Here is a 12512-nt window from a genome sequence, read left to right on the forward strand (position 1 = left end):
GCATGAGTTTGTTGCAACGATTTCAACAATATGTTTCTGATCATAAACTTTTTTCTCCCGGCGATACCTTACTACTGGCCGTGAGTGGTGGGATTGACTCTGTTGTATTGTGCGAATTGTGCAAACAGGCAGGATACTCATTCCTAATAGCACATTGCAATTTTAAATTAAGGGGAAATGAAAGCGAGCGCGATGCCGCGTTTGTTCAGCAATTGGCCCAACATTATCAGGTACCCTTCTTAAAAAAGGAATTTGATACAGCGGAGTTTGCTGAGAAGAATAAACTGTCAATACAAGAGGCGGCACGGGAACTGAGATATGGTTGGTTTGCAGAGATACTGAAGTCTGAAGTAGGAAGTAAGAAGTATGAAAACCCCGAACCTGGAGCCTTGAACCCAGAACGAGGAACCCCGAACCCGGAATCGTCTGCCGTCTACCTTTTGCCGTCTGCCGTCTGCCGTCTGCCGTCTGCCGTATTAACAGCGCATCACTTAGACGACAACATCGAAACCATGCTGATGCATTTTTTCAGAGGCACCGGCATCCATGGTTTGCGGGGCATGTTGCCCAAACAGGGCCATATTGTACGGCCACTTTTATTTGCCCGTAAACAGGAGTTAAAACAGTTTGCAACAGATAACCAATTGAACTGGGTGGAAGACAGTTCAAATGCACTTGACAAATATTCGCGTAATTATTTCCGCAACCAGCTTATTCCGCTGGTGCAGCATATTTATCCCGAAGCAGAAAATAACCTGGCGGCTAACCTGCGCCGCTTTGCCGATATGGAACTATTGTATGAGCAAGCTGTAACTTTACACAAGAAAAAGCTCCTGGAATATAAAGGGGAGGAAATACATATTCCGGTACTGAAATTACAGAAATCGGAACCGCTGCATGCTATTGTATACGAGATCATCAGGAATTATGGTTTTTCCCCGGCTCAGGTTGAAGAAGTGATCAAATTGTTGGGTAGTGAATCGGGCCGTTATGTGCAATCGGCTACCCATCGTATTATTAAGAACAGACGCTGGCTTATTATTGCGCCAATCCAACTGGAACAGGCGCAAACGCTGGTGATTGATGCCGATGAGGAACGCCTGGTGTTTGAGAACGGCGCCCTTGAATTGGAACAGGTTGAAAACAAGAACATACAACTGGTAAATGACCCTGCTATAGCTTTAATTGATAAAAGCACGTTGCAGTTCCCCCTGTTACTTCGCAAATGGAAACGGGGCGATTATTTTTACCCGCTCGGGTTAAAAAAGAAGAAAAAGCTGGCCCGCTTCTTTATTGATCAAAAGCTATCCATGACCGATAAAGAAAAAGTATGGGTGCTCGAAAGCAATAAGAAGATCCTGTGGGTAGTAGGCCTTCGGATCGATGACCGGTTTAAAATCACCGATTCAACAAAACAGGTATTGCGAATACAGCTTAAAAATAACGGCTAGTATAGGCCTGAATTTGCTGTATGAACTCCTGGAGCACGTTGTGGTCTGATAAAAAATAACTGGTAACAAACAGGAACGCAATTCCATACAGGGCCCCAAAAATATGGGCCGAATGGTTGATCCGCCCGCCACCACGTTTGTCGAGATAAGAAGAGATGACCAGGTACAGGAAACCAAAAATGAATGCCCGGATCCTGAATCCCGGCACAATGATCAGCCCCATTTCGCTCAAAGGATTAAGTATAATATAAGCAAAGATCACGGCCGAAATGGCGCCCGAGGCGCCCAGGCTGCGGTATTGTTCGGTGCGGTGTTTTAAATAAGTAGGTATCAAACAGGCAAAAAGTGCCGAAATATATAATATCAGATACAACAATCTTCCTTTTTCGTGGAACAGGTAGACAAAGTTTTTTTCAACCCCATCTCCAAATACGTACAGCGAAAACATATTGAAAAACAAATGGCCATAATCGGCATGAATAAGGCCACAGGTTAAAAACCGGTACCATTGCTTATCATAGGTAATAGCCAGTGGGTCAAAAATAAAATCCTCATACACCTTCTCTCTAAAAAATGCGGTCAATGAAACCAGGCAGGTAATTACAATTATGGTGAGGGTTATCGTGAAAGTTAAGTTCATTGCTATGTATTGATGATCAAAAATAATAAGAAACAGGGTTCACCCCACACCCTCCCCGGCCAGGATAAGGCCATTCTGTGGCATATAACAGAAAAGACTAGGGGTGAATGGTGAATTTCTTTCCCAAAAAATAGTGTTAATTCCTGTTTTGGAACAAACTTGCGTATTCCTACGCTTATAAATCTGCTATTTAATATTTATTTTCATCCTGCGATTTTGAATTCAATGGATTGAAAGCCAATAACTAAGCTATGGTTTTTCAAAAGTGGGTCTATTTTCCGGTATTTTCCGCCATTGGCATGGTACGATATTGAATATATATAATACGTCGCAGGCTACCGGGCAAATGTGATAAAAGAAAGTAGCCAACATACACATTAAAAAGGAATAGTCTTCATAGGTATATAATGGTCCTGACAATTTCGTCAGGACTTTTTTCATTTTTTGCATATTACCTTTGGGCATTAAATCATTTTATGCCGGGCAATATTTTACTGATTGATGATGAAGAGCAGCTGCGGAAATTATTAAGCCGAATTATTTCACTGGAAGGTTTTACGGTTGAACAGGCCGGCACCCTCAAGGCTGCCTGGACGCAATTGGCGCAAAAAGAACCCGACATCGTTTTGTGCGATGTTAAATTACCCGATGGCGATGGCGTTCGTTTTGTGAAAGAATTAAAAGAAAAATATCCCCTCATCGAGATTATCTTATTAACTGCATTTGGAAATATTCCTGATGGGGTACAGGCTATAAAGAACGGTGCATTCGACTATATAACCAAGGGCAATGACAACGATCGCATTGTACCCTTGCTGTACCAGGCTTTCGATAAAGCCACCGCGCAAAAGAGATCGGCTATTAAGATCAAAGACAAAGGGACTTATACATTTGATGATATCATTGGTCAAAGCGCCCTTATAAAACAAGCCATCCAACTGGCGCAGCGCATTGCGCCTGCAAACACCAATGTATTGTTACTGGGCGAAACAGGTACGGGGAAAGAAGTATTTGCCAATGCCATTCATGCGCATAGTAAACGGAGTGATAAAGCGATCGTTGCCATCAACTGCAGCGCATTTGCCAAAGACCTGCTGGAAGGGGAGTTGTTCGGTCACAAGGCCGGTGCCTTTACAGGTGCCAACAAAGACAAAAAAGGATTGGTAGAACTGGCCGATGGGGGCACCCTGTTCCTTGATGAAATAGGCGAAATGAATATTGACCTGCAGGCCAAACTACTACGGGTAATTGAAAATGGTGAATTCATAAAACTGGGGGATGTAAAGACCACCAAAGTAAATGTGCGCATTATTGCGGCTACTCACCGCGACCTGAGTAAAATGGTAGAGGATGGCACATTCCGCGAAGACCTGTATTACCGTTTGAATGTATTTACCATTTCTTTACCAGCCTTGCGCGAACATGCGGAAGATATTCCGGCTTTGGCCAGTCATTTCCTGGCTTATTATGCTGCCAAAGAAGACCGCCCGGTTTTACAGATCCAAAAAGAAGCATTGCAATTGTTGCAACGCCATGCCTGGAAAGGGAACATCCGCGAATTGCGCAATGTGCTGGAAAGAGCCACCATTATGGCGGAAGGGGATACTATATTAGCCGAAAACCTGCCTTTTGATATTCAGAAACAGGACAAAGGTTCATCCAGCCTTACCCTGGCCAGCGTAGAGAAAGACCATATTCAAAAAGTACTCCGCTATACAAATGGGAATAAGACCAAGACCGCGGTGTTATTGGGGATTGGGTTGACGACGTTGTATAGAAAAATGGAAGAATACGGGTTGTGAGCAGTGAGTTGTCAGTTGTGAGTGGGCTCGCTGGTTTTCAGATCTCTGAGTTTTTGCAAGCCTATGCATCGTCGGAATGGGGAACCGATTTTCGAGCATCCTGATTAATCTCAGCCTTAAAACTTATAAAAAGATAGTGCCCTTATAGAGAAAGCAATTTCTCCATAAGGGCACATTTATTTATAGCTATAGTGAGGTTTGAATTTGGTAGTGAGGCTGAGTTAAGGGTACCACTCACAACTGACGGTTACGTAGTAGTGAGGCCAGCTAGTCTGAGCATTAGAGAACCCACTCACAACTCACCACTCACAACTGACATTACTGTCTTACCAGCGGCGGGTGCTGCACCGCACTAACCACCACCGGATATTTTTCAATAGTTACATTACTGGGGTCCAGTCCGAAGTTGATGCTTTCCTTTACGCTCAGGTATTTGAGGTTGAAATAACTTTTCATCACAAAGTTTTTCCAGAACGACATCGCATTTTCGAACGACAGGAAGCTTTCCATTACAAGGAAGCGCAGATCTCCGATCTTGGTTTCCTGATAATGTTGTTCACAACGGTTCGATACATCCACTTCACCCGTTTTTACCAGTTCATTCACTACCTGCTGAAAATAATAGTCGATCCGCGGCTCAATGCGGAAACCCAGGTTGAATTCCACAAAGTACACGTCGTCTTTTACAATAGTATCAACATGGTACCGCATGGCGTACGGTTCATCCAGTACATTCACGTGCACAAACCAGTAGATATCGGCCCGTTTGGGTGATTTTGACAGAATAGAATCGATGGCTGTTTTTTCTATTTTACGGGGCGTACCTGAACTGGTTAAATAAACCAGGTTGGTAGCGTATTTAGGGATCTTTTCATCAATGCTTAACTCCTTTAATAAAGGAATATAATTTTCTATCGGCACCATTTTCTTCAATCCATTGGTAATGGACCGGCCTTTACGCCATACATACATGATCAGGAACAAGGCCGCACCGATCAACAAGGTTATCCAACCGCCTTCTTTCACCTTTTGCAGGTTGGCTGTCAAAAACGACATTTCTATCAACAGGAACAAGCCGGTAACCAATACTACCCAGATCATGGGCACCCGTTTGGCATGCAGGTAGAAATTGATCAGTACCGTACTCATCAACATGGTAAGTGTAACGCTCAATCCAAAGGCCGCTTCCATTTTGGTACTTTCTTTAAAGTATACCACCATACCCAAACAACCAGCCATCAACAACCAGTTCACAAAAGGAATATAGATCTGTCCTTTTATGTGACCGGGGAACAATACGCGATGGCGGGGCCAGATATCCAGGCGAATGGCTTCATTCACCAGGGTAAAACAACCACTGATCAGTGCCTGGCTGGCAATGATGGTAGCCATGGTCGCAATGACCAGGGAAGGCAGGTAGATGGCATCGGGAACAATGTGGTAGAACGGACTCACATTACCAACCTCCTGACCTACGTGTTGAAGCAACCAGGCTGTTTGACCGGCATAGCTCAGGATCAGCATGATCTTGATATAGATCCAGCTTATGCGGATGTTGTTTCTACCGCAATGGCCCATATCGCTATACAGGGCTTCGGCACCCGTAGTACAAAGGAAGATGCTACCCAATAGCCAGAACCCACCGGGCACTTCTTTCAACATCACATAGGCATAGTAGGGATTCAACGCTTTAAACACACCCGGTTCATGGCTAAGGGCCATTACACCCAGCACTCCAATAAAGGTGAACCATACCACCATCACGGGACCAAACACCTTACCGATCTTATCAGTACCAAACTGCTGAAAGGCAAATAAGCCAATCAGGATCGCGATCACGATAGGCTCCGTGTTGATATGCGGATTTATTTTTTGCAGCCCTTCAATAGCAGAAGCCACTGAAATGGGCGGCGTAATAATACCATCGGCCATTAAAAAGGCACCACCAGCCATGGCAGGGATCAATAACCATTTACCCCAAAAACGGCGGATCAATGCATACAAAGAGAAAATACCACCCTCACCCTTGTTATCGGCTTGCAGGGTGATGATCACGTATTTAAGCGTGGTCTGAAAAAAGAGCGTCCAGAAGATAGCCGAAAAGGCGCCCAGGGCAATATCCTTTGTGATAATGCGGTCATGGAAAACCGCATTCAATGTATATAAAGGAGACGTACCAATATCGCCAAACACAATACCGGTGGCGATCAAAATACCTGCTGCTGTGATTTTTTTATGGAATACAGCCGGTGATAAAGATGAGCTCATTTTATTTACTTGTTTTAACCTTAACCGGAAGCTTTTTATTTTTCCGGGTTTAATATTAGTAGGGAACGAAAGCCGATTATTACAATGCAAGAAATGCATTTTTTATTGTAAAACCCTTCCAATTTGATAAAACACCTTTTCAAAATGGCATGGTCTTCAAAAGCCATAGTATGAACCTTCGTTAGCAAAATCTTTGTATCTGGTTGTTTATTAACTCCTTGTTGTTGTTTCCGCATTTTCTGTTTTTACGGCATCCCGTTGGCAATTGGTTCAGCAAAAATTTATACTATGCTAACGCTGATCCTCTTTATAGCCGGACTCGTTTGTTTTTACCTGTTTTATAGATCAATCGACTTTTTTGAAAAAATATAAATCTATGATCAACGCATTATTCATTTTATCAATTCTGGTTTTTGGTTACCTGTTGTATGTATTAATTAAACCTGAAAAATTTTAGTAGTCAGTTGTGAGTTGTCAGTTGTGAGTGGGTTTCCGGTTTTTTAGACATCTGTAATATCTGCGAGTTCGCGAATGTTCGGATTTCTGGAATTTGGCGAGCCCACTCACCACTCACCACTCACCCCTCACAAATTGCAGTTATGAATACAGAAATTCTTGGTGTAATCCTAACCTTCTTAATAACAGTACTACTGGCTTTCCCATTAGGAAAATACATTGCCAAAGTATTTAAAGGAGAGCGCACCATTACCGATTTTATGAACCCGGTGGAACGGGTCATTTTCCGGGTATCCGGTATTAACCCCAACGCCAGCATGGACTGGAAACAATTCCTGAAGGCAATGCTCAGCATTAACCTGCTGTGGTTTGTATATGCATTTTTTGCGCTGCTTTTCCAGGATAAATTGCCCCTGAACCCCGATGGCAACCCGGCGCAAACGCCCGACCTGGCTTTTAACACTGCCATTAGCTTTTTGGTAAACTGTAACCTGCAGCACTATTCCGGTGAAACAGGGGTAACTTATTTTACCCAGTTGTTTGTGCTGGCCTTTTTACAGTTTGTAAGCGCTGCCACTGGTATAGCTGCTCTGGTAGCCTTATTTAACGGTATAAAGGAAAAAACTACCAATAACCTGGGTAACTTCTGGAATCTGCTGGTTAAAACCACCACCCGTATTTTGTTGCCGATCTGTTTTGTAGGTGCTATACTGCTGGCGTTTAATGGTACGCCAACCAGCTATGATGGAAAAGACAGTATTGTTACGTTGCAGGGCGATTCAGTACAGGTTTCACGCGGCCCGGCTGCTGGTTTTATTGCCATCAAACACCTCGGTACTAACGGTGGTGGCTGGTTTGGTGCCAACTCGGCCCACCCCCTGGAAAACCCTACTTACTTTACCGGTATGCTGGAACTGATCCTGCAGGTGATTATTCCGATTGCCATGATCTTTGCCATGGGTTTTTACATAAACCGTAAAAAGTTTGCGTATGTAATATTTGGTGTAATGACAGTAGGGATGTTATGTCTGCTCATTCCAACCATTGTTACGGAAATACATGGTAACCCTGCCATTGCCAAATTGGGTGTTACCCAGGCAACCGGTGCTATGGAAGGGAAGGAAGTGCGTTTTGGTCCGGCTCTGTCGGGTTACTGGAGTATTATTACCACTGTTATTTCAACCGGTTCGGTAAACTCCATGCATGATAGTTCCATGGCTGTTTCGGGGCTCATGCAATTACTGGCCATGATGATCAATGCCTTTTATGGCGGTTGTGGCGTGGGGATATTGAATTATTACATCTACATCATTATAGCCGTTTTTATCTCCGGATTAATGGTAGGCCGTACACCCGAATTTATGGGGCACAAGGTAGAAGCAAGAGAGATCAAGATCGCCTCTATGGTATGGTTGCTCTCGGCTATCCTGGTAAAAGGCGGTGCCGCAATGGCCGCTTATCTGGTTACGCATCATCCCGATGTGGCCTGGGCAGTCAAACCTTCGGCCTGGTTGAACAACCCGTCGTATCACGGATTCTCAGAAATGTTATACGAGTTCACTTCTTCGAATGCCAATAACGGCAGTGGTTTTGAAGGGTTGGGCGATAACAATATATTTTGGAATGTAAGCACCGGAATTGTATTGATACTGGCCAGGTTTATCCCCATCATTGGTCCCATTGCCATCGCTGGTTTGCTGGCCAATAAAAAATTCATTCCCGAATCGCCCGGTACCTTACGTACCGATTCATTCACCTTCGGCGCTATGACCTTTGCTGTTATCGTTATCGTGAATGCCCTGTCTTTCTTCCCGGCGTTGGCCCTGGGCCCGATAGCAGAATATTTCTCATTACAATAATTCAGAACAGATCATGTCAAAAAGAAAACGCGAAATAAAATTGTTTGACCCTGCACTGGTGAATACCGCCATCAAACAATCCTTTATAAAATTGAGTCCCCGGTTAATGGTAAAGAACCCGGTGATGTTCACGGTAGAGCTTGGTACCATTGTAATGTTGGCGGTGGTGATCTATCAACTGGCAACGCATGATACAACGCAAGGAGCTTTGTGGTATAATGTGGTAGTATTTGCCATTCTCTTTATTACCGTGCTGTTTGCCAATTTTGCGGAAGCACTGGCCGAAGCAAGAGGCAAGGCGCAAGCCGAGAGCTTGCGTAAAACAAGGGAGGAAACACCGGCTAAACTGGTAGTATCGCCTGGTGATATTTTTGTAAAAGAAATAAAAGTAGTGCCTTCTTCACACCTTCGGTTGAACGACCGGTTTGTTTGTGAAACAGGCGATGTGATCCCGATGGATGGCGAGATCATTGAAGGTATTGCTACCATCGATGAATCGGCCATTACCGGTGAATCGGCCCCGGTGATCAGGGAAGCCGGTGGTGATAAATCATCAGTGACCGGTGGTACCAAAGTACTGAGCGACCGTATTGTGGTGCAGGTGACCACACAACCGGGCGAAACATTCCTCGATAAAATGATCGCCCTGGTAGAAGGCGCCAGCCGGCAGAAAACGCCCAATGAAATTGCATTGACCATTCTGCTCGCTGCATTTACGCTCATCTTTATTATTGTGTGCGTAACGCTGAAGCCATTTGCCGATTATGCCAATACACCGATTACTATTGCTGCATTTATCTCATTGTTTGTGTGTTTGATTCCCACTACCATCGGCGGGTTATTATCCGCCATTGGTATTGCGGGGATGGACCGGGCATTACGCGCAAATGTAATTTCAAAAAGTGGTAAAGCCGTTGAAACGGCCGGTGACGTGGATGTGCTGCTGTTAGATAAAACAGGTACCATTACTATTGGTAATAGAAAGGCAACGCATTTTTATCCGGCCCGGAATGTGGAAGAAAGTGAGTTTATTGACCTGGTCGTATACAGCTCACTCGCCGATGATACACCCGAAGGAAAATCAATTGTTGAGTTAGCTGCCAAACAGGCGAACCCCAATTTGACGCTCGATCAATTCCGTCACCAGAAACTGGCTGTGCAGACTGCACCGCTCACCTTTATAAAATTCACTGCAGAAACCAGGAGTAGTGGGGTTGACCTGCCCAATGGAACAAAGATCCGTAAAGGCGCCTTTGATGCAATCCGTAACCTGGCCATGAAAGCGGGCAATGGAATGCCGCTGGAAGTGGAAGACAAAGTAAAAAAGATCTCCGGTGATGGCGGTACGCCGCTGGTAGTAGCGGTAGATAATGTAATAAAAGGGGTGATCGAATTACAGGATATCATCAAACCGGGTATTCAGGAACGCTTTGAACGCCTGCGCAAAATGGGCGTAAAGACCGTAATGGTTACTGGTGATAATCCTTTAACCGCAAAATACATTGCTGAAAAAGCCGGGGTTGATGATTTTATCGCCGAAGCAAAACCGGAAGATAAAATGAATTATATCCGCAAGGAACAGGCAAGCGGTAAACTGGTGGCTATGATGGGGGATGGTACAAACGATGCACCGGCACTGGCACAGGCCGATGTAGGCGTTGCAATGAACAGTGGTACACAGGCCGCGAAAGAAGCCGGTAACATGGTTGACCTGGATAACGACCCTACCAAACTGATAGAGGTAGTGGAGATCGGTAAACAATTGCTGATCACCCGGGGTACATTAACTACCTTTTCCATTGCCAATGACGTGGCGAAATATTTCGCCATTGTCCCGGCTTTGTTTATCGCTTCTATTCCTGCCCTGCAGCATTTGAATGTCATGGGTTTGAAAAGTCCCGAGTCAGCTATCTTGTCGGCCATTATTTTCAATGCTATTATTATTCCCATGCTGATCCCCCTGGCATTAAAGGGTGTTGCTTATAAACCAATTGGCGCCAGTGCGCTGTTGCGCAGGAACCTGTTGATCTATGGCGTAGGTGGCGTGGTGGTACCGTTTATTGGTATCAAACTTATTGATATGTTGCTGGGGTTATTTATGTAATTTTTAAAAAAGTGTTACAATGAAAAATTTTCTGATCTCAATAAAACTCACCCTTGTCCTGGTTGTTATTTGTTCGTTGGTGTTTCCTGCGTTGATTTCCATGGTGGGTAAACTCACCCCCGGTGGTGGTAAAGGTGAAACGGTAGTGGCTCATGGAAGGGTAGTAGGTTATGAAAAGATTGGACAAAAATTCACCGCGGATAAATATTTCTGGGGCCGCCCTTCAGCAGTGGATTATAACGCTGCCGGTTCAGCGGGTTCCAACAAAGGCCCTTCCAATCCTGATTATTTAAAAACAGTGCAGGACCGCATCGATTCATTCCTGGTGCATAACCCGGGTGTTAAAAAAGAAGACATCCCAGCTGAAATGGTAACGGCGTCGGGTAGTGGCCTTGATCCTGATCTTTCACCCGAATCAGCTTATATACAAGTAAAACGTGTGGCGGAAACACGAGGCATGACGGCTGATAAGGTAAAAGCACTGGTTGATGAACATATTGAAAAACCATTGTTGGGTATTTTGGGCCCATCCAAAATAAATGTGCTGAAATTGAATGTAGCTTTGGATGAGATTGGAAGTAGGAGGTAAGAAGTAAGAGGTAAGAAATAAGAAATAAGAGGTAAGAGGTAAGAAGTAAGAAATAAGAAGTAAGAAATAAGAAGTAAGAAATAAGAAGTAAGAGGTAAGAAATAAGAAGTAAGAGGTAAGAAATAAGAAGTATGAAGTGTGAGGTAAGAAATAAGAAGTATGAAGTGTGAGGTGATAGGCTGGAATAATCGCGAGCCTTGTTCTTCCTACTTCGTACTTCCTACTTCGGTATCCACACAATTAAACAACGGATGAAATACATTTTATCATATGTAGCAATATTAAGTGCTGCCACCGGAATGGCGCAGGATACTACGCTCAATGAGTATAAAGGGAAGGTAACTGTTAGCGGATATGCTGAAGCTTATTATAGTTATGATCTTTCTAAACCAAAAGATAACAACCGCCCGGGATTTATCTACAGTCATAACCGCAGCAATGAATTTAATATAAATCTTGCTTTTATTAAAGCTAATTACACCGCCGATCGCATAAGAGCAAATATTGCACTGGGCGTTGGAACGTATATGAACGCAAACTATGCTGCTGAGCCAGGTGTTTTAAAAAATATTTACGAAGCCAATGTGGGATTTAAGCTAAGTCGCACCAGGAATTTCTGGCTTGATATGGGGATCATGTCGTCACATCTTGGTTTTGAAAGTGCGGTGAGTAAAGATTGCTGGGCGCTAACAAGAAGTCTGGCAGCTGATAATTCGCCCTATTACGAAAGCGGCGCCAAACTTACGTACATTACAAATAACAACAAATGGTTATTCAGTGCCATGGCGTTGAATGGCTGGCAACGCATACAACGAGTGAATGGCAATTCATTAATGAGTTGGGGAACCCAGGTACAATTCAGGCCAACGGATAAGGTGGTGCTGAATTACAGTACCTTTTTAGGAACAGATAAACCAGATAGTACAAGGCTTTGGCGATATTTTCATAACTTATATGGAGTAGTTGAGCTGAGCGATAAATTCGGATTGACCCTCGGTTTTGACATTGGTCAGGAACAGGCTGAAAAAGGCGGTAGCGAGCTCCACACCTGGTATACGCCGGTAGCTATTTTGCAGTATGCCCCGGTTGATCATTGGGCGTTTGCTGTACGTGGTGAATATTATAGCGACGAGCATGGTGTTATTATCAATACCGGCACCCCAAACGGTTTTAAAACCTGGGGGTATTCAGCCAACGTTGATTACATACCCATAAAGAATATAGCGCTGCGTTTGGAAGGACGGATGTTAAACAGCAAGGATGATATTTTTTTGAAAGCTGATGAAAGTCCTACCGGCGTTAATACCGCAATTACTTTTTCGGTAGCCGTCAATTTTTAAAAT

9 protein-coding genes are annotated in these 12512 nt (G+C 44.0%); 7 read left to right on the forward strand and 2 right to left on the reverse strand.

All coding sequences use genetic code 11. The features are described from left to right. Positions 1–2: 2 nt before the first annotated feature. Entirely contained in the window at positions 3–1451 is a 1449-nt protein-coding gene (gene tilS / locus J7I42_RS21675) for a tRNA lysidine(34) synthetase TilS (protein ID WP_209140966.1), read from the forward strand. Here the strand turns inward: tilS and J7I42_RS21680 are convergent. Then, entirely contained in the window at positions 1435–2091 is a 657-nt protein-coding gene (locus J7I42_RS21680) for a rhomboid family intramembrane serine protease (protein ID WP_209140967.1), read from the reverse strand. The genes tilS and J7I42_RS21680 overlap by 17 nt on opposite strands. Before the next feature lie 476 nt (positions 2092–2567). Between J7I42_RS21680 and J7I42_RS21685 the strand changes: the two genes are divergently transcribed. After that, positions 2568–3893 (forward strand): sigma-54-dependent transcriptional regulator, encoded by a 1326-nt coding sequence (locus tag J7I42_RS21685; RefSeq protein WP_209140968.1) that lies wholly within the window; start codon positions 2568–2570, stop codon positions 3891–3893. Positions 3894–4211: 318 nt separating this feature from the next. Here the strand turns inward: J7I42_RS21685 and J7I42_RS21690 are convergent, their stop codons facing one another. Next, positions 4212–6161, reverse strand: coding sequence for a KUP/HAK/KT family potassium transporter (locus J7I42_RS21690; protein WP_209140969.1), 1950 nt, complete (start codon positions 6159–6161; stop codon positions 4212–4214). Positions 6162–6537: 376 nt separating this feature from the next. On the opposite strand from J7I42_RS21690, the gene kdpF reads away from it, so the two are divergent. The 5 genes from kdpF to J7I42_RS21715 all read left to right on the forward strand — a co-directional run bounded on the left by kdpF (position 6538) and on the right by J7I42_RS21715 (position 12509). After that, a complete protein-coding gene (gene kdpF, locus J7I42_RS35710) occupies positions 6538–6618 on the forward strand; it encodes a K(+)-transporting ATPase subunit F (protein ID WP_014220321.1) in 81 nt (26 codons plus the stop codon). Positions 6619–6760: 142 nt separating this feature from the next. Then, positions 6761–8476, forward strand: a complete 1716-nt coding sequence (gene kdpA, locus J7I42_RS21700; protein ID WP_209140970.1) for a potassium-transporting ATPase subunit KdpA — start codon at positions 6761–6763, stop codon at positions 8474–8476. Between the two features lie 13 nt (positions 8477–8489). Continuing rightward, positions 8490–10580, forward strand: coding sequence for a potassium-transporting ATPase subunit KdpB (gene kdpB / locus J7I42_RS21705; protein WP_209140971.1), 2091 nt, complete (start codon positions 8490–8492; stop codon positions 10578–10580). Between the two features lie 19 nt (positions 10581–10599). Then, a complete protein-coding gene (locus J7I42_RS21710; protein ID WP_209140972.1) occupies positions 10600–11169 on the forward strand; it encodes a K(+)-transporting ATPase subunit C in 570 nt (189 codons plus the stop codon). 251 nt (positions 11170–11420) lie between these two features. Then, positions 11421–12509: a porin gene (locus tag J7I42_RS21715; RefSeq protein ID WP_209140973.1), complete on the forward strand. Its 1089-nt coding sequence runs from the start codon at positions 11421–11423 to the stop codon at positions 12507–12509. The last annotated feature ends 3 nt before the right edge of the window (positions 12510–12512 follow it).

The organism is Niastella soli (assembly GCF_017742245.1).
Classification (GTDB): Bacteria; Bacteroidota; Bacteroidia; order Chitinophagales; family Chitinophagaceae; genus Niastella; species Niastella soli.